Origin of the sequence: Pseudomonas sp. Pseu.R1, assembly GCF_045764065.1 — a bacterium.
Lineage (GTDB): Bacteria > Pseudomonadota > Gammaproteobacteria > Pseudomonadales > Pseudomonadaceae > Aquipseudomonas.
On record NZ_JBJGEE020000001.1, the window covers coordinates 4,883,000 to 4,901,367 of the forward strand.

At 59.2% G+C, this 18,368-nt stretch carries 19 protein-coding genes; 14 read left to right on the plus strand and 5 right to left on the minus strand.

The genetic code is table 11. From position 1 onward, the window contains the following. Positions 1-173: 173 nt before the first annotated feature. From prfB to ACI5GA_RS22250, 7 genes are all read left to right on the plus strand, one after another. A protein-coding gene (prfB, locus tag ACI5GA_RS22220; RefSeq protein WP_404637436.1) for a peptide chain release factor 2 occupies positions 174-1,269 on the plus strand; the annotation gives its coding sequence in 2 pieces (ribosomal slippage) (positions 174-245 and positions 247-1,269; 1,095 coding nt in all). Positions 1,270-1,374: 105 nt separating this feature from the next. Then, complete coding sequence (gene lysS, locus ACI5GA_RS22225) at positions 1,375-2,877, plus strand: lysine--tRNA ligase (protein ID WP_421424273.1); 1,503 nt, start codon at positions 1,375-1,377, stop codon at positions 2,875-2,877. A gap of 131 nt (positions 2,878-3,008) precedes the next feature. Beyond that, positions 3,009-3,731, plus strand: a complete 723-nt coding sequence (locus ACI5GA_RS22230; protein WP_421425512.1) for a TetR/AcrR family transcriptional regulator — start codon at positions 3,009-3,011, stop codon at positions 3,729-3,731. A gap of 36 nt (positions 3,732-3,767) precedes the next feature. Beyond that, positions 3,768-4,325 (plus strand): hypothetical protein, encoded by a 558-nt coding sequence (locus ACI5GA_RS22235; protein WP_421424274.1) that lies wholly within the window; start codon positions 3,768-3,770, stop codon positions 4,323-4,325. A 27-nt stretch (positions 4,326-4,352) separates the two neighbouring features. Further along, entirely contained in the window at positions 4,353-5,630 is a 1,278-nt protein-coding gene (locus ACI5GA_RS22240) for a flavohemoglobin expression-modulating QEGLA motif protein (protein ID WP_404637442.1), read from the plus strand. A 126-nt stretch (positions 5,631-5,756) separates the two neighbouring features. Further along, positions 5,757-6,665, plus strand: a complete 909-nt coding sequence (locus tag ACI5GA_RS22245; protein ID WP_404637444.1) for an alpha/beta hydrolase — start codon at positions 5,757-5,759, stop codon at positions 6,663-6,665. Further along, a complete protein-coding gene (locus ACI5GA_RS22250) occupies positions 6,662-6,988 on the plus strand; it encodes a hypothetical protein (RefSeq protein ID WP_404637446.1) in 327 nt (108 codons plus the stop codon). The genes ACI5GA_RS22245 and ACI5GA_RS22250 overlap by 4 nt, the downstream gene beginning before the upstream one ends. A gap of 231 nt (positions 6,989-7,219) precedes the next feature. Here ACI5GA_RS22250 and ACI5GA_RS22255 read toward each other — a convergent pair whose 3' ends face one another. The 3 genes from ACI5GA_RS22255 to ACI5GA_RS22265 all read right to left on the minus strand — a co-directional run bounded on the left by ACI5GA_RS22255 (position 7,220) and on the right by ACI5GA_RS22265 (position 9,102). Next, positions 7,220-8,002: an OmpA family protein gene (locus tag ACI5GA_RS22255; protein WP_404637448.1), complete on the minus strand. Its 783-nt coding sequence runs from the start codon at positions 8,000-8,002 to the stop codon at positions 7,220-7,222. Positions 8,003-8,050: 48 nt separating this feature from the next. Further along, the gene (locus tag ACI5GA_RS22260) at positions 8,051-8,476 is read right to left on the minus strand and encodes a DUF4398 domain-containing protein (RefSeq protein ID WP_404637450.1); all 426 of its coding nucleotides are present in this window, start codon (positions 8,474-8,476) and stop codon (positions 8,051-8,053) included. A gap of 281 nt (positions 8,477-8,757) precedes the next feature. After that, complete coding sequence (locus tag ACI5GA_RS22265; protein WP_421424275.1) at positions 8,758-9,102, minus strand: pilin assembly protein; 345 nt, start codon at positions 9,100-9,102, stop codon at positions 8,758-8,760. 234 nt (positions 9,103-9,336) lie between these two features. Between ACI5GA_RS22265 and ppc the strand changes: the two genes are divergently transcribed. The 6 genes from ppc (at position 9,337) to ACI5GA_RS22295 (ending at position 15,894) form a co-directional block, all read left to right on the plus strand. After that, positions 9,337-11,973, plus strand: coding sequence for a phosphoenolpyruvate carboxylase (gene ppc, locus ACI5GA_RS22270; protein ID WP_421424276.1), 2,637 nt, complete (start codon positions 9,337-9,339; stop codon positions 11,971-11,973). 285 nt (positions 11,974-12,258) lie between these two features. Continuing rightward, a complete protein-coding gene (adk, locus tag ACI5GA_RS22275; RefSeq protein ID WP_404637456.1) occupies positions 12,259-12,906 on the plus strand; it encodes an adenylate kinase in 648 nt (215 codons plus the stop codon). 96 nt (positions 12,907-13,002) lie between these two features. Further along, on the plus strand, positions 13,003-13,677 hold the full coding sequence (tsaB, locus tag ACI5GA_RS22280) for a tRNA (adenosine(37)-N6)-threonylcarbamoyltransferase complex dimerization subunit type 1 TsaB (protein ID WP_404637458.1): 675 nt from the start codon (positions 13,003-13,005) through the stop codon (positions 13,675-13,677). A gap of 310 nt (positions 13,678-13,987) precedes the next feature. After that, positions 13,988-14,281 (plus strand): hypothetical protein, encoded by a 294-nt coding sequence (locus ACI5GA_RS22285; protein WP_404637460.1) that lies wholly within the window; start codon positions 13,988-13,990, stop codon positions 14,279-14,281. Between the two features lie 2 nt (positions 14,282-14,283). Beyond that, the gene (locus ACI5GA_RS22290) at positions 14,284-15,150 is read left to right on the plus strand and encodes a DUF72 domain-containing protein (protein ID WP_421425513.1); all 867 of its coding nucleotides are present in this window, start codon (positions 14,284-14,286) and stop codon (positions 15,148-15,150) included. Positions 15,151-15,195: 45 nt separating this feature from the next. Next, the gene (locus ACI5GA_RS22295) at positions 15,196-15,894 is read left to right on the plus strand and encodes an extensin family protein (RefSeq protein WP_421424277.1); all 699 of its coding nucleotides are present in this window, start codon (positions 15,196-15,198) and stop codon (positions 15,892-15,894) included. A gap of 120 nt (positions 15,895-16,014) precedes the next feature. Here the strand turns inward: ACI5GA_RS22295 and ACI5GA_RS22300 are convergent, their stop codons facing one another. Then, a complete protein-coding gene (locus ACI5GA_RS22300; protein ID WP_404637464.1) occupies positions 16,015-16,641 on the minus strand; it encodes an energy transducer TonB in 627 nt (208 codons plus the stop codon). A 98-nt stretch (positions 16,642-16,739) separates the two neighbouring features. Between ACI5GA_RS22300 and ACI5GA_RS22305 the strand changes: the two genes are divergently transcribed. Continuing rightward, positions 16,740-17,522, plus strand: a complete 783-nt coding sequence (locus ACI5GA_RS22305; protein WP_421424278.1) for a class I SAM-dependent methyltransferase — start codon at positions 16,740-16,742, stop codon at positions 17,520-17,522. Between the two features lie 175 nt (positions 17,523-17,697). Here ACI5GA_RS22305 and ACI5GA_RS22310 read toward each other — a convergent pair whose 3' ends face one another. Then, complete coding sequence (locus tag ACI5GA_RS22310; protein ID WP_421424279.1) at positions 17,698-18,330, minus strand: TetR/AcrR family transcriptional regulator; 633 nt, start codon at positions 18,328-18,330, stop codon at positions 17,698-17,700. Between the last annotated feature and the right edge of the window lie 38 nt (positions 18,331-18,368).

Sequence of the window (18,368 nt, forward strand, 5' to 3'; positions counted from 1 at the left end):
GGAGATTCTATGGTGGCTGCTCAACCGCTTTCGCCACCAAGGCGGCTCCCACAACGATTACGCATTGATCAAGTCGGACCAATCGCCAACCGCTGCCCAACGGACTGCCATCGCGCCATCGGCTCAGGTATACTCGCGGGCTTTGTGAAATTCGCCTGCGAGTCCTGACGACCATGGAAATCAACCCGATCCTGAACACCATCAAGGACCTGACCGAACGCTCCCAGTCCATTCGGGGGTATCTTTGACTACGATCACAAGAGTGATCGTCTGATCGAAGTCAACCGCGAGCTGGAAGACCCGAACGTCTGGAACAAACCCGAGTACGCCCAGGCACTGGGCCGCGAGCGCGCCATGCTGGCGCAGATCGTCGACACTCTGGACGAAATGTCCAGCGGCCTGACCGATTCCCGCGAGTTGCTCGACATGGCTGTCGAAGAAAACGACGAAGGCGCCGTCAATGACGTCGTCGAGTTGCTTGAGGGTCTGGAAGAATCCCTGGCCAAGCTCGAATTCCGTCGCATGTTCAGCGGCGAGATGGACATGAACAACGCCTACCTGGACATCCAGGCCGGTTCCGGCGGCACCGAAGCGCAGGACTGGGCGAACATCCTGCTGCGCATGTACCTGCGCTGGGCCGACAAGCGTGGTTTCGACGCCACCATCATGGAACTGTCCGAGGGCGAAGTCGCAGGCATCAAGGGCGCGACCGTTCACATCAAGGGCGAATACGCTTTCGGCTGGCTGCGTACCGAGATCGGTGTACACCGTCTGGTGCGCAAGAGCCCGTTCGACTCCGGCGCGCGTCGCCACACCTCGTTCTCGGCGGTCTTCGTTTCGCCAGAGATCGACGACAAGGTCGAAATCGACATCAACCCGTCAGACCTGCGCATCGACACCTATCGTTCGTCCGGTGCCGGTGGTCAGCACGTTAACACCACCGACTCGGCGGTCCGTATCACCCACGTACCGACCAACACCGTGGTCAGTTGCCAGAACGAACGTTCTCAGCACGCGAACAAGGACACCGCCATGAAAATGCTGCGGGCCAAGTTGTACGAGCTGGAAATGCAGAAGCGCAACGCCGCGTCCCAAGCGCTGGAAGACAGCAAGTCCGACATCGGTTGGGGTCACCAGATCCGTTCGTACGTGCTCGATGACTCGCGCATCAAAGACCTGCGTACCGGCGTTGAACGCAGCGACTGCAACAAGGTGCTGGACGGCGACCTCGACGGTTACCTGGAAGCTAGCCTCAAGCAGGGCCTGTAATCGCGAAACTCCCGTTGTGGGCACGGCGCATGCCAACAAGCGACCGGCCCGCGATCCCTTGCCGATGGCAAGAAGCAACGAACCTGTGATGGAAAAACTGAAGACATGAGCGACCAACAACTCGACCCGCAAGCCCAGCAACAGGAAGAAAACACCCTGATCGCCCTGCGCAAGGAAAAGCTTGCTGCCGAGCGCGCCAAGGGCAACGCCTTCCCGAACGACTTCCGCCGCGATAACTACTGCAATGACCTGCAGAAACAGTACGTGGACAAGACCAAGGAAGAACTGGCTGAGGCAGCGATTCCGGTCAAGGTTGCAGGTCGCATCATGCTCAACCGTGGCTCGTTCATGGTGATCCAGGACATGACCGGCCGCATTCAGGTCTACGTTAACCGCAAGACCCTGTCGGAAGAAACTCTGGCTGCGGTCAAGACTTGGGACATGGGCGACATCATCGCCGCTGAAGGCACTCTGGCCCGTTCCGGCAAGGGCGACCTGTACGTTGAAATGACCAGTGTGCGCCTGCTGACCAAATCCCTGCGTCCGCTGCCCGACAAACACCACGGTCTGACTGACACCGAGCAGCGTTATCGCCAGCGCTACGTCGACCTTATGGTCAACGAAGAAGTGCGCGAGACCTTCCGTGTGCGTTCGCAAGTGATTGCCTACATCCGCAGCTTCCTGATGAAGCGCGACTTCCTCGAAGTCGAAACCCCAATGCTGCAGACCATTCCTGGGGGCGCTGCGGCCAAGCCGTTCGAAACTCACCACAACGCCCTGGACATGGCCATGTTCCTGCGCATCGCGCCGGAGCTGTACCTCAAGCGCCTGGTGGTAGGCGGCTTCGAGAAAGTGTTCGAAATCAACCGCAACTTCCGTAACGAAGGCGTTTCGACCCGTCACAACCCTGAATTCACCATGTTGGAGTTCTACCAGGCCTACGCCGATTACGAAGACAACATGGACCTGACCGAAGAGCTGTTCCGCGAGCTGGCGCAACTGGTGCTGGGCAGCACCGACGTGCCGTACGGCGACAAGGTGTTCCACTTCGGTGAGCCGTTCGCGCGCCTGTCGGTGTTCGATTCGATCCTGAAATACAACCCGGACATCACCGCTGACGACCTGAACGACATCGACAAGGCCCGCGCTATCGCCAAAAAGGCCGGTGCCAAAGTGCTGGGCTTCGAAGGTCTGGGCAAACTGCAAGTGATGATTTTCGAAGAACTGGTCGAGCACAAGCTGGAGCAACCGCACTTCATCACCCGTTACCCGTTCGAAGTGTCGCCACTGGCCCGCCGCAGCGACGATGATCCAAGCGTGACCGACCGTTTCGAGCTGTTTATCGGTGGCCGGGAAATCGCTAACGCCTACTCCGAGTTGAACGACGCGGAAGACCAGGCTGAGCGCTTCATGCAACAGGTGGCTGACAAGGACGCCGGTGATGACGAGGCCATGCATTACGATGCTGACTTCGTCCGTGCTCTGGAATACGGCATGCCGCCAACGGCGGGCGAAGGCATCGGTATCGACCGCTTGGTGATGCTGCTGACCAACTCGCCGTCTATTCGCGACGTGATCCTGTTCCCGCACATGCGGCCACAGGCGTAAGCATCAAAAAACAAGCCGCCTGAGCAGGGCGGCTTTTTTTTGCCTGTTTTATCGGAATACTGACCACGCTCCTACAGGAATTGTGTCGTTCCGCTTCAATGACTGAAAAAGGAAAACCCGTCGTGAATCGCATGACCGCTCAAAAGGGAGCCGCTGGCCTGGCCACGGCCGTCGCGCAGAGTGTTCAGTACCAGGGCCGCAAGGCCAGTCGGCAGGGGAGTGAGCAGCGTCGACAGCAGATCCTCGACGCGGCCATGCGCATCGTCATCCGCGACGGCGTGCGCGCAGTGCGCCACCGCGCCGTGGCTGCCGAAGCGCAGGTACCCTTGTCAGCCACTACCTACTACTTCAAAGACATCGATGACCTGCTCACCGATGCCTTCGCCCAATACGTGGAGCGCAGCGCCGCCTACATGGCCAAGCTATGGACCAACACCGAAGCGCTGCTGCGGGAAATGGTGTCGCGTAACGATGGCAGTGCTCAGGCGCGCGCACGCCTGGCCGACGAGATCGCCCGCATGACCATGGAGTATGTGCGTCATCAATTGCAAACCCGTCGCGATCAGTTGATCGCCGAACATGCCTTCCGTCTCGAAGCGCTGATCAACCCGCGCCTGGCATCGCTGGTGACCGCTCACCAGGAAATTCTGTTGCAGGGAAGTGCCCAGTTTCTGGAGGTGATGGGCTCTAGCCAGCCTCATGTGGATGCCCAAGTGTTGACGGGTGTGATCGGCCGGATGGAATATCAGGGCCTGCTGGAAGGGCCAAAGCCCGACGCAGACGACGAAATGCTCGCTATTCTTACCCGCCAGATGCATCTGGTGCTGGGCACTGCCAAACCCATGGCAGCTTGAAAACTTTTCACTCGGGGCGAGTTTCAGGAGAACGTGATGAAAGTCTGGAACGTCTTGCTCGCCCTGTCGTTCGCGCTGTTGAGTGGGTGCCTGGTGACGTTCAACGACCCGATCCCGACCCGCGACACTGCGCCGCCGAAACTGCTCGGCACCTGGACCAGCAAAAATGCCTGGGGCGAGCCGCTGGAACTGGAAATCAGCCGCGCCGGGACGGATCAGTATAAGGCCGTCAGCTATCGCAAGGGCGACCGCAAAAACCGTGACGAATACGCGTTCACCGTGTCACGGCACGGTAGCCGCTGGTACGTGTCGGCGGCGTTGCCCGAGAAGTACGGCGCCCACTACGTGATCGCCGGTTTCGAGCTGATCGACAACGACAACGGTGCCGATGAACTGCTGATCTACGATCTGGATCTGGAACGCATGCAGCAATTGGTCGATCAGAAGGTGTTCGAAGGCCAGCCCACCGACACCGAAAAAGGTGACGGCGTGTTGATCACCACGTCCATGGACAAGGTTTTTGCCTATCTGGATGACAGCGCCAATTCCGACGTGTTTCTTCCAGCGGCCAAATACCAGCGCATGACCCAATAGCGCGCGAATCAATCACAGGAGTACCGGGTGGACGAATACCAGCAGACCATACGCACGTTGTCCGATCGTATCGTGTTGGCCCAGACGCCGATCCGTGTCCTTGACGCCGTGAAATGGGACGAGAGCATTCGCAAGCGTTTCCTGGCGGCCAAGGGCAAGGAGCTTCCGGAAATCGATCGGGCGTACTACGAAAATCGCCCGCTGGGTTTTGATTCAGGCGCGCTGAAGGTGGAATTCCAGAACATCGAACGGGACATCACCCGACAACTGGGACAGTTCAACCCGGTCGGGCAGATCATGCGCCGCATGTGCAAGGAATACCGGATGGTCATTCGCATGCTCGAAGCGCGGGGTACGCCGGATTTCGGGCTGATTTCGCAAGAGCTTTATGGCGCGGCATCGGACGCGTTTCATGCCGGAGACCCAACGCTGTCCGACCTTGGGCTGATGCTCTCTGATTACCTGAATAACATCGCAGGCCGAGGCGATCTCAAGGACGAGCCGAAAACCCTCAATGCCAAGGACGCCGTGGCGATGCTGCAAAGCCGCCTGAACCGGACCTTTGGCGAGGCGGAAGAGACCATCCGCGTGTTCGAGTCCGACGGCATCGTCGCTGACGCGGCAGCGGGCGCGGACTACATCAAGATTCGCAGTGATGCGATGTTCAACGAGCGTGACGTGCGTGCGCTGGAAGTCCACGAAGGGTTGGTGCACGTGGGCACGACGTTGAACGGTTTGAATCAGCCGATCTGCACCTTTCTGGCCAAAGGCCCGCCCTCGTCGACTATCACTCAGGAAGGCCTGGCGATCTTGATGGAAGTGATCGGCTTCGCTTCCTATCCCAGCCGTCTGCGCAAACTCACCAACCGCACCCGCGCGATTCACATGGCCGAGGAGGGCGCTGATTTCCTTCAGGTGTTCGACTTCTACCGTGAGCAAGGCTTCGGGATGCCGGAAAGTTACGGCAATGCCAGCCGCGTTTTCCGCGGTTCGGTGCCGAACGGTCTGCCGTTCACCAAGGATCTGTCCTACCTAAAGGGCTTCATCATGGTTTACAACTACATCCAGTTGGCCGTGAGGAAGGGCAAGTTGGAGCAAGTGCCGCTGCTGTTCTGCGGCAAGACCACCCTGGAAGACATGCGCACCTTGCGGCAGTTGGTGGACGAAGGTTTGGTTGTGCCACCCAAGTACTTGCCCGATCAGTTCCGCGACATGAACGCGCTCTCGGCGTGGATGTGCTTCTCCAACTTCCTCAACCATTTGAGCCTGGACCGGATCGAGGCGGATTATTCGAATATCCTTTGATACCCACCCAGCGAACACTCACCCATTCTGTAGCAGTCCGGCTTGCCGGCGGTGGCGTCATCAACATCGCCACCGCCGGCAAGCCGTGCTGCTCCAAGGGGTATCCAGATAATAAAAGGACACTGCGTGAAGCTGCTCACCTCGCTGCTCCTGCTGCTCTGCCTCACCGGCTGCAGCCAACTGCTGTTCTACCCTGAACGCGAGGTGCCGTTGACTCCGAAAGCGGCCCAGCTCGCCTGGCGCGACGTCACTCTCACCGCGACCGACGGCACCCGGCTCAACGCCTGGTTTCTGCCGGCCAAACAGGGTGTTCCGCTCAAAGGCACGGTGCTACACCTGCATGGCAACGGCGGCAACATGGCCTGGCATTTGAGCGGCAGTGCATGGCTGCCCGAACAAGGCTATCAAGTGTTGCTGCTGGACTACCGCGGCTATGGCCACTCCCAAGGCGACCCCAGCCTGCCTGCGGTGTATCAGGATATCGACGCTGCCTTCGAGTGGCTGAACAACGCGCCCGACGTACAGGGCAAACCGTTAGTGGTGCTGGGGCAAAGCATCGGCGGCGCGCTGGGTGTGCACTATCTCGCTGAGCATCCGCAGCAGCGTTCGCGTATCAAAGCGCTGGTGCTCGACGGCGTGCCCGCCAGTTACCGGGAAGTCGCCCGTTACACCTTGAGCACGTCCTGGCTGACGTGGGCGTTCAAGCGGCCTCTATCCTGGGTGATCCCCGACAGCGACAGCGCCATCAACGGCATCGCGCAATTGAAGGGCACGCCGATGCTGTTGTTCCAGAGCCTGGATGACAGCCAAGTGCCGCTGTACAACGGCATCCGTCTGTACCAGTCCGCGCCGCCGCCCCGCGTCTTGCAACTGACCCGCGGCCCTCATGTGCAAACATTCGGCGACCCGACCTGGCGTGAAGTCATGGTGCGTTATCTGGACGATCCGCAGCACTTCAATGGCCTGCGACGTCTGGCCGAAATTCCGAATTATCCCGACCCTGATGCGGGCAAGAAGGCAGAGAATCCGCAATGACCGATGAGCGTAACGTTATCCCGCAAATCCTTACGGGCATCGCCTGCATTTTCGGCACCGTGGGGGTGTTGTGGTACTACGGCTACCTGCATTTCGCCAAACCGGAGGATGCACTGGAATTGAGCCAGTTCACCATGCTCAAGACGGTTCCCGGTGAGGATTACAAAGTGGCGTTGGAGCCTGCGCCGCAAGTCGCGCAGTGCATCGAGGGAGTGCTGGTGTTGTTCGACACCGAACAAAAAGGTTTGACCGGCGTGTTGGTCAATGACCGTAAGCAAGCCGTGCGTTGCATGGGGCAACAGACGCCGCAGCAGGTGCAGTGAGGGATACCATTCACTTTAAGTGGTCACACCCTTTGTGGGAGTGAGCTTGCTCACGAAGAGGCCAGTACATCCGCAGCAGACGCTCAGGTCTGAATCGGTCATCGTGAGCAAGCTCACTCCCACAGGATTTGCATCTCTTGGACGTTCGGGCAACGTGCTGAGTCCGCATCCACAAAAAAGCCCCGCCTGGGTGCAATGCCAAGCGGGGCTTTCAGATGCAGCGCTAACCGATCACTGAATCGAAGAACGCGGTGCAACCGGCTGGTTGTCGTTGGAAATGGTCACTTCCACACGACGGTTCATGGCGCGGCCCGAGTTACTGCTGTTATCGGCTACCGGGTACTCTTTGCCATAACCTTGAGCGACCACGCGGTCCATGCTCACGCCCATTTTCACCAGCGCCATGCGCACCGAGTTGGCGCGACGCTCGGACAGCGACTGGTTATAGCTGTCGGAACCGGTGCTGTCGGTATAGCCTTCGACGATCACCTTACGGTCCGGGTTTTCCTGAAGGAACTGGGCCAGCTTGTTGACGTTGACCAGACCGGCCGATTTCAGCTCGGATTTGTTCAGGTCGAACAGCACGTCACCAAAGGTCACCAGCGTACCGCGTTCGGTCTGCTTGGCGTTCAGGCTGTTTTGCAGGGCCTTGATCTGCGCATCGCGAGCGTCCAGACGCGCTTGAGCACGTTGGGCCGAGGCGTTTTTCAGATCGTTTTCAGCGGTCTTCAGATTAATGGTCTGCTTCGCCAGCTCCACGCGCTGGTTGGTCAGATACGCGAGTTGATCGACTTTCTTTTCGTCTTCGTGGTTGCGGTAGGCGGCATCCGCCTTGTCCAGCCACTCGCTGGCGTCTTTGGTTTCCAGTGCGGCCAATTCAGTCGATTTCGGGTTGCTTTGCAGTGCGGAGTAGTTGGTACGAGCTTGTTCCAGGTTGACGTTAGGCGCCGAAGAACAGGCAGCCAGACCAACGCTAACGGCCAACAGGGCAGGGATGAGTACTTGTTTACGCATAATAATTTCGTCCTTTAAATCCAATGGCAATGCATGAAATGCGAAGGGTTACTGGCTGACCGGCTGAACCTGACGCAGGCCTTCTTCACGCAGTTCATTGACGCCCTGACGCGCGTCCTGCACCGCCTTCTGTGCCTTGGCTGCCTGAGCCTTGCGTTCGGCGACGCGGGCGTCCCATTCGGCCTGCTCGGCGTATTTACGGGCTTCGTCGTATTTCTTTTCCTGCATGGCCAGCTCGGATTGCTTGAACTTGTCCTGAGCCGACTTCATTTCGACCGGTGCATACTCAGTCGCACCCGCGGTCACAGCGGCATTCACCGCCGATTGGGTCACGGCGTATTGCTCACTGGGCGGCTTGCCCGCGCAACCGGCGAGCAGCACGCTGGTGCCCAGCACCAACGCAGCCAGTTTCAGTCCGCGCAGACCCTTGGATGAGGCGTTGGCAGTGCGGGTGTTCATCATGGTCAACTCCATTTTTTAACTCCTGAAAACGAGAGGATCCATTTCAGTTTTAGGCCTGGCGGGGGGCGATAAACGCATGGAAACCCGCTGCCATTGGTCGGCTTTTTCTGTAATGGCTAACTGCTCGGACCTGCGCGTTTTTTGAATAGTTCAGATGTTTTGCTTCTCAAGAGCGCGTCTTTTGTTACGCGTTGTAAATATGACGCTTGAAAATTGACACAAAAAATCCCACGCCATACCCGGTTTCCCGGGCCGGTGCGGGAAGATTCGATGTTCAAAAAACGACGTCGTTATCAGTGCTGAGAGCTGTCCTTCTGATCGGACAAATCCTGCAAATGACGACGGGACAGCGCGAGGAAGCGTGGCGTCGGGCCGACGTCCTCATACAGCGGATCGCCTTCCTCGTCAGTGGCGACCACATGCTGGCCCTTGATATACGGAAAACTGGCTTCGAGCTCTTCCAGCGCGGCGCCGAGCAACTCGCCCATCAGCTCTTCGGGGGAGCGCTTGGGGTACATTTCGGCGAGCGCGGCCAGGCGGGCCGCCGCTTCGATGTCCAGATGCACCGCGTAGCCGGTTTTAGTCAGACGGCCTTTTGCCGAGTCTTCCCACTGTTTTGCGAGCTCACGAATTTTCATAGAGACCTCTTCACAGACCCGCGTGATGGCGGGTCAAGGCGGATTTTCGGACCCTCATGAGGCCCGTCGTTCAGACTAGTCTGCTTCGGGCGGATGCGACGCCAAGGGTTGCGTCGATGCATGAATTTGTCGCTCTATACACAGAGATAGAGGCAAAACAGGTGAGGACGTTCAGTTTCGGCTGATCGCAGACTCAAGGCAGAACAACAAAAAAGCGCTAAAGGAGAACGCTGGATGGCTGATATCGATGCACGCTTGCGCGAAGACGTTCACCTGCTGGGTGAGTTGTTGGGCAACACCATTCGTGATCAGCACGGGGCTGATTTTCTCGAAAAGATCGAACGCATTCGCAAGAGTGCCAAGGCCGGGCGTCACGGTTCGGCGCAGGGCACCGAGCAACTGAGTTCCAACTTGGAAAGCCTGAGGGAAGACGAGCTGCTGCCGGTGGCGAGGGCCTTCAATCAGTTCTTGAATCTGGCGAACATCGCCGAGCAATACCAACTCATTCATCGTCGCGACGACAGCACGCCTCAGCCGTTCGAGTCTCGCGTGTTGCCCGAACTGCTGGAGCGTTTGAAGCAGTCCGGACAGTCGCCTGACGCGCTGGCCCGTCAACTCGGCAAGCTGGAAATCGAACTGGTGCTGACCGCGCACCCGACCGAAGTGGCGCGACGTACCCTCATCCAGAAATACGACGCCATCGCCGCGCAACTCGCCGCCCTCGATCATCGCGATCTGAATCGTCTGGAGCGCCAGCAGATCACTGAGCGCTTGCAACGTCTGATCGCCGAAGCCTGGCACACCGAAGAGATTCGCCGCGTGCGTCCCACCCCGGTGGATGAAGCGAAATGGGGCTTTGCGGTGATCGAGAACTCGCTGTGGCAGGCGATTCCCAATTATTTGCGCAAGGCCGATCAGGCACTGCACGCGGCAACCGGCCTGCATTTGCCCCTTGAGGCGGCTCCGATCCGCTTTGCCTCGTGGATGGGCGGGGATCGCGATGGCAACCCTAACGTAACGGCAGCGGTCACCCGCGAAGTGCTGCTATTGGCTCGCTGGATGGCCGCGGATCTCTACTTGCGAGACGTCGATCAACTGGCCGCCGAACTGTCGATGCAACAAGCCAGCCCTGCGCTTTTGGCTGTGGCGGGGGACAGCGCCGAACCTTACCGCAGCGTCCTTAAACAACTGCGTGAGCGGTTGCGCGCTACCCGGAATTGGGCGCACGCGTCCCTCAAAGTCACTCAGCCCGCGCCAGAAGGCGTGTTGCACAGCAACCGCGAGTTGCTGGAGCCTTTGCAGTTGTGTTTCCAGTCGCTGCATGAATGCGGCATGGGCGTGATCGCCGACGGGCCGCTGCTCGATTGCTTGCGTCGCGCCGTCACGTTCGGCCTGTTTCTGGTCAAGCTCGACGTACGCCAGGACTCCACGCGACACAGTTCGGCAATGACCGAAATCACCGATTATCTGGGGCTGGGCCGTTACAACGAGTGGGACGAAGAGGCGCGCATCGAGTTTCTGCTGCGTGAGTTGAGTAACAAACGTCCGCTATTGCCCGCCCATTTCAAACCCGCTGCCGACACTGCTGAAGTGTTGGCGACCTGCCGCGAAGTGGCGGCGGCGCCTGCCGCGTCGCTGGGTTCCTATGTCATTTCCATGGCCGGTGCTGCGTCCGACGTCTTGGCCGTACAGTTGCTATTGAAAGAAGCCGGGTTGCAGCGGCCGATGCGCGTGGTGCCGTTGTTCGAAACCCTGGCGGATCTGGATAACGCAGGGCCTGTGATCGAGCATCTGCTGAGTCTGCCGGGCTATCGCGCACGTCTGAGCGGGCCACAGGAAGTCATGATCGGCTATTCCGATTCGGCCAAGGACGCGGGTACCACGGCGGCAGCCTGGGCGCAGTACCGGGCGCAGGAAAAACTGGTCGAAATTTGCCGCGCCCAACAAGTGGAGCTGCTGTTGTTTCATGGTCGTGGCGGCACCGTGGGGCGTGGCGGCGGCCCGGCTCATGCGGCGATTCTGTCGCAGCCGCCGGGTTCGGTGGCCGGGCGTTTCCGTACCACTGAACAGGGCGAAATGATCCGCTTCAAGTTCGGCTTGCCCGACATTGCCGAGCAAAACCTCAACCTCTACCTGGCTGCGGTGCTGGAGGCCACGCTGCAACCTCCGCCGATGCCGGAGCCTGCCTGGCGTCAAATGATGGATCAACTGGCGGCAGATGGGGTTAAGGCCTACCGGGCGGTGGTGCGGGAAAATCCCGAGTTCGTCGAGTACTTCCGTCAAGCGACGCCAGAGCAGGAACTGGGGCGCTTGCCATTGGGCAGTCGTCCGGCGAAACGTCGAGAGGGTGGGGTGGAAAGTCTGCGGGCGATCCCGTGGATTTTCGCCTGGACTCAGACGCGCCTGATGTTGCCTGCGTGGCTCGGCTGGGAGGAGGCGCTGAGCAACGCACTGAAGCGAGGGCAGGGCGATTTGCTTGGCCAGATGCGCGAGCAGTGGCCGTTTTTCCGCACCCGTATCGACATGCTGGAGATGGTGCTGGCCAAGGCCGACAGCGACATCGCACAACTCTACGACGAACGTCTGGTTGACCCGACACTGCTGCATCTTGGTATACATCTGCGCGACCTATTGTCGCAGGCTTGTCAGGTCGTGCTGGGGTTGACCGGCCAGTCGCAGCTGTTGGCCCATAGCCCGGAAACGCTGGAGTTCATCAGTTTGCGCAACACCTATCTGGACCCTCTGCATCTGCTACAGGCTGAGCTGCTGGCACGCTCGCGTCGGCAGGAGGCCAGTCTGGACAGTCCTTTGGTACAGGCGCTGCTAGTGTCTGTGGCGGGGATTGCCGCCGGTTTGCGCAACACGGGCTGAAGGGCGTTTTCTGGCAGGGATGGGGGCGAAAGCCTTCATCTCGCGGGTTACGGGTGGCTGTTCACTGCGTGTAAATGTGCAGCTATGGCGGGTCATCCGAAAGTATCGATCGTTGGCGGGCTACCGGTTTACGCCCGGTTGGTGCGACTTTTAGCGTCTTGTGCGGCAGGAATCGGCTGTGTATCTTGATCAGCCTTTTGGCCGTTGGGTCAGTAAATCTTTAAAGCGATTGGCCCCAATCAGGCGAATCCGACGAAATCTCTATAAAAATTGAGGAGCACAACAATGCGCGTGATTCTGCTGGGAGCTCCCGGGGCCGGTAAAGGTACTCAGGCAACGTTTATCACCAAGAAATTCGGCATTCCGCAAATCTCCACGGGCGACATGCTGCGCGCAGCGGTCAAGGCGGGCACCGAACTGGGTCTGAAAGCCAAGAGCGTCATGGACGCGGGCGGTCTGGTTTCCGATGACCTGATCATTGGCCTGATCAAAGATCGCCTGTCGCAGCCAGACTGCGTCAATGGCTGCCTGTTCGACGGCTTCCCACGCACCATTCCTCAGGCTGAAGCCCTGAAGAATGCGGGCCTTTCGATCGACCACGTGGTTGAAATCAAGGTGGATGACGAAGAAATAGTCAAACGCATCTCTGGTCGTCGTGTACACGAAGGTTCGGGCCGTGTTTATCACACCGTGTTCAACCCGCCAAAGGTTGAAGGCAAGGATGACGAGACCGGCGAAGATCTGGTTCAGCGTAAAGATGACGTTGAAGAAACCGTGCGTCATCGCCTGTCGGTTTACCACGCGCAAACCGAGCCTCTGGTCGAGTTCTACAAAAAGCTCGAAGAGAACGACGGCACGCCGAAGTTCAGCAGCATTCCGGGCGTTGGCTCGGTAGCCGACATCACCGCCAAGGTGGAAGCAGCACTGGCCTGATCCTTCATGGCGCAGTGAACAACGGCCCGATTGCGGGCCGTTGTTGTTTATAATGCGGCACTTTTCGCACTCCCCCCTCACTCACGGAACCCCACGATGACCACCTTGCTGGCCCTGGACACCGCCACTGAAGCCTGCTCAGTCGCTTTGCTGCACGACGGCAAAGTGCTGACTCACTACGAGGTGATCCCGCGTCTGCACGCGCAAAAGCTGCTGCCGATGATCAAGGACCTGCTGGCCGAGGCGGGGATTGGTCTGTCGGCGCTGGACGCCATTGCATTTGGTCGTGGTCCGGGTGCTTTCACCGGCGTGCGTATTGCCATTGGTGTGGTTCAGGGGCTGGCGTTCGGCCTGGATCGCCCGGTATTACCGGTTTCCAACCTCGCGGCATTGGCGCAACGTGCCTTTCGTGAGCAGGGCGCCACGCAGGTGGCGGCAGCCATCGATGCGCGGATGGATGAAGTGTATTGGGGGTGCTATCGCGAAGTGGCAGGCGAGATGACGCTGATCGGCGCAGAAGCGGTGATGCCACCGGAAAGTGCTGCACTGCCGCACGATGCGTCGGGCGAGTGGTTCGGCGCGGGCACCGGTTGGGGGTACGGCGAGCGCATTCACGTCAACCTGTCCGGCCAGGACGCCACGTTGCTGCCTCACGCCCAAGACCTGCTCACGCTAGGCACTTTCGCCTGGCATCGCGGCGAAGCCATCGTCGCCGATCAGGCGCAACCGGTTTACCTGCGCGACAAAGTGGCCACGCCCAAGGCGCGGTGACGTGGTCTGTTCCATCGCGAATCCCCTTGTGGGAGCCGGCTTGCTGGCGAATGCGGCCTTTCTGTCCCGTCCGGGCCGACTGATCCACCGCTTTCGCCACCAAGGCGGCTCCCACAAGAATTCAACCGCTAGATACGTGCAATCTGCGACCCAAGTCACACCGTTTGCTACCGTTCGGCGACAAACCTGCAATTTCTGCCCGGTGGCTTTAAACGTTTTGCAATAACTGTGGTCTAGTTAACGTTCGCGAGTTTGCTTAAGTGCGTTTCGTGAGATTAAATTGCCACTACAAGACGCCGAGTAAGCATCGATGCGTATTAATGGTCCATCACCACGTTCGTACCCGATCAAGCGCAAGCCCCGCAAAGGCTCGGCGACGATCGATAACGCCTCGGAAGAAGTGATCGACGACGTTGAAGTGGTCGCGCAACAGCCTGCTCGTCGTCAAACCGGCAGCACCGCCAATGTGCCTGCTCGCCAACAGGACATCATCTTTCCTCGTGCCATGAGCCGTCGAGTCGCCACCGCGCTCAGCAGCTACCTGACGACGTCCACGTTCGTTGATTGGGACCTCGAAGTCTCGGGGCTTGATCTGCACGTTTGAACATCGCCAATCCGCCTTACTACATCGGTTGTCCGTCGTGGAGTGAAAACGCCTGGCGTGATTCGCTGTACCCGCCCGATGCCCGCAGCACCGATTTTCTTGAACTCTATGCCCAAGTCTTCAACGCCGTTGAAGGCAACACGACGTTCTACGCACGCCCGAAAGACACGACGGTGCAGCGCTGGGCGCAGGTGTTGCCTGAGCATTTTCGCTTCACTGCCAAGTTTCCGGGTGACATCAGCCACGCGGGGGATTTGCGCGAGCACCTGACCGCCGCCGACGATTTCCTGCGATTGCTGGCGCCGTTGGGTGAGCGTGTTCAGCCGTTGTGGCTGCAACTGCCCGCCAGTTTCACGCCCAACCGCCTGGGGGAACTGGCCACCTTCATCGATGCGCTGGAAGGTCGAGCCTTGGCGGTTGAAGTGCGCAACATGGCGTTTTTCAGCAAGGGTGAAGAAGAGCGAATGCTCAATCGGCTGTTGCTGGATCGCGGCGTCGAACGCATCTGTCTCGATTCCCGCCCCCTGTTCAGTTGCATCTCCAATGATCCGGCTGTGCTGCATGCACAGTCGAAAAAGCCGAAAGTGCCTGCGAGGCCCGCTGCGTTGACGCAGTTCCCCCAGATCCGCTTCATTGGCCGCCCGGAGCTGGACGCCAACCAGAGCTTCCTCGAGCAATGGGCAGTGAAAGTGGCAGGGTGGATTGAAGAGGGGCGTACGCCCTACGTGTTCCTACACACGCCCGATAACGTTCAGGCGCCGGACCTCGCACGACGCTTCCATCAGCAGTTGATGACATTGCTGCCTGGTCTGCCGGACCTGCCTGAGCTGGAGCGTGGGCCTGAAGTGGAGCAACTTGGGCTGCTCTGAGGTCGATAGTGGGCATGTCCTCGCACACTCAGTGGAAATCTGCTTATGCGCGGTTCGACCCTGTTCCTCATATGCTTTTTAGCCTGCGCAAGCGTTGCCATTTCGGTGTGGCGCGGATGGCTACCTATTCCGGACCGCTGGAATCCTTGGGTGCCGCTGGACTTGCGCGATCAGCCGAATCTTCTGACGTCGTTCAAGCTCTGGCGCCTCCAGCGCAATCCGACGTTGTGCGATCACGTGCTGCAGACGTCGAGCCTGCGTTACAGCCGTCAGACCGACAGCAGCGCCGACGCCAAATGCCCGCTGACTAACACGTTGCGCATACAAGGCGGGGATGTGGCGTTGAGCAGCAGCTTTCTCTCAAGCTGCCCGCTGGCGGTGGCTTATGCGCTGTTCGACATTCATGAACTCCAACCGGCCGCCCAAGCGGTGTTCGGGCAAAACGTCACGCAGGTCGATCATCTCGGCAGTTTTGCCTGTCGCAACGTGTATAACCGTAGCGTAGGGCGGCTCAGTCAGCATGCCTCGGCCAATGCGTTGGACATTGCCGGGTTTCGCCTGGCTGACGGAAAACGGATTTCGGTGCTCAGGGATTGGAATGACGGCAGTGATAAAGGGAAGTTTCTGGCTTTAGTCAGGGATGGCGCCTGTCGGCAGTTCAACACGGTGCTGGGGCCGGACTATAACGCGGCGCACCGGAATCACTTTCACGTCGACATGGGGCGCTGGCGGGTCTGCCGTTAGGGGGTTGCGGTGGCGGGTATGAGTTTCTGTAGCGGTCCGGGTTGCCGGTGTTAGCGAGCTCGCTGACGCCACCGCCGGCAAGCCGGACTGCTACAGGCGTTGCCGTTCAGGATTAGATTATCAAGCCGCGATACGAAGATTCTGCAACACGATCGGCCGTGCCCAGCCGTTATCGAATTCCAGATGGCGCTGTTGTTCGTTTATTTCTTCAGCGCTGTAAGGCGTGGCCGGTTTGTCGGCCAGGTCCCATTCGAACTCGGCAATGGGCAGGAAAAGCGGGCGAGGCTGAGGGCCTGGACCCGGATCGACGCTGTCGTCGTACGGGTTGAGCACGGTCGGGCGTACCCAGTTGCTGTCGATTTCCAGATTGCGCTGCTGTTCGATCATTTCGCTGGCGCTGAAAGGCACGGGTGGTTTGGCCAGGTCCCATTCAAATTCGGCAATCGGCAAAAACAGCGGCTCAGGCGGGGCAATTTCTTTGTCTTCGACCGGGCATTCGCGCTGTTCGACGATTTTGCTCAGGGTCTTGGCGCCCGCAATTGGCTCGCCAGTCATGCTGTCCGTCGCGGCTACAACGCTGAATTCCGGGGTTGTGCCTGCGTTGTCGTCGACTTGCTGAGCCATTGCCCGGGCGAACGCATCCTGCCAGAGCTGCGTGGAGCCGCCCAGGGTTTCGGTGTTCCGTACGCTGTAGTCGCCAACGTACGTCAAGTAACCGATTGAGGATGTGTTCTGAATGTCTGACATAAGCGCTCAGTACATGCCGTGGGTCTGGCAGAATGCCGGATACTTTCGTTATCGGCAGATGTTGCCAATCATTAAGAAAATTTGAGCGTGTTGAAAAGATGAGTGAGCAGCAAGCGGGCAGCCGCATTCGGGTCGAAACCCTGACCGCCGATGGCGCGCAGCAAGCCGCACGATGGGCCGAGCGTCTGGGTTTGCCTCTGGAGGACGGCGAGGCCGATTTTGCACTGCAAGTCTGTGATGACGGTTTGCAATTGCAGCAGCTGGGCGAGGATGCGCCGGGTCCGGTGCGGGTGGACTTCGTGGAAGGCAAAGCCGCCCATCGACGCCTGTTTGGTGGCGGTAGCGGGCAGATGATCGCCAAGGCGGTGGGTATCCAACCGGGTGTTCGTCCCCGTGTGCTGGACGCGACTGCCGGGCTGGGCAAGGACGCGTTCGTGTTGGCGAGCCTGGGCTGTGAGATGAGCCTGATCGAGCGTCAGCCGATCATTGCCGCACTGCTGGAGGATGGTCTCGCCCGTGCGGCGCAGGATCTGGATGTCGGCGCGATTGTCAGCCAGATGCGCTTGTTGACCGGTAACTCCATCGAACTGATGCGCAATTGGGAAGGTGAGCCGCCGCAGGTCATCTATCTGGACCCGATGTTTCCCCATCGTGAGAAAACGGCGCTGGTGAAGAAGGAGATGCGTTTGTTCCGGCCGCTGGTGGGCGACGACATGGACGCCCCCGCGTTGCTGGAAGCGGCCCTCGCGCTGGCGACTCACCGCGTAGTCGTCAAACGCCCGCGCAAGGCGCCTTGCATCGAGGGCACGAAGCCAGGGTATGCGTTGGATGGCAAATCGAGCCGGTATGACATCTACCCGAAGAAAGCATTGAAGTCCTGATTGCCGATTTCACCGACGCCATTTTGTCGGCATGCACGCAAACCTGTGGGAGCGAATTCATTCGCGATTGGATCGTACCTCCGATGAAGATGTGTCGGATGTACAACCGCATCGCGAATGAATTCGCTGCCACAGGGGGCTATGCAGGGCATGCATTTTGCGGCGCGGCTGACGTTCAGGCTTTGTAAGCCTTCAAAAACAACGCCACCACCTCCCGCACATGCCGCTCGCCGGTCTGTTCATCCGGCACACCTGCGTTGCCGATCAGCAACCGGAAGTTACACACCCCCTTGATCAAGCTCAGAAAGTGCCCCGCCGCGCGGGCAGGCGAATCGAAATGCAGGCCTTCGGTGTCGTTCACCCGCGTCAGAAAACGCTCCATTTCGTGCAGGATACGTTGCGGCCCAGCCTCGAAGAACACTTGTGACAGCGTAGTGTCCTGAGTGCCCAAGGCGATCATCAGGCGATGCAGCTCGATGGACTCCGGACTGTTGATCAGTGTCTGAAAACCTCTCGCAATACCCAGCAATACTTTTTCCACTGACTCATTCGGCGCCATGTCGACGAACAACTCGGGCAGTTGCTCCTCGCAGCGAGCCACGACCGCGGCAGAGAACAGTGTCTCCTTGTCATTGAAATGGCTGTAAACCGTGAGCTTGGAAACCCCGGCTTCAGCGGCGACCGCATCCATGCTGGTATTCGCATACCCATTGCGGACGAACAGGTCTTTGGCGGCGTCCAGAATCGCCTGGCGCTTGGCCAGATCCTTCGGGCGGCCAGGGCCTGTGGTGGATGTTGCATCGGTCATTCGGTGATCAAGCCTGTCGGTTTTAATAGTGGACTGTG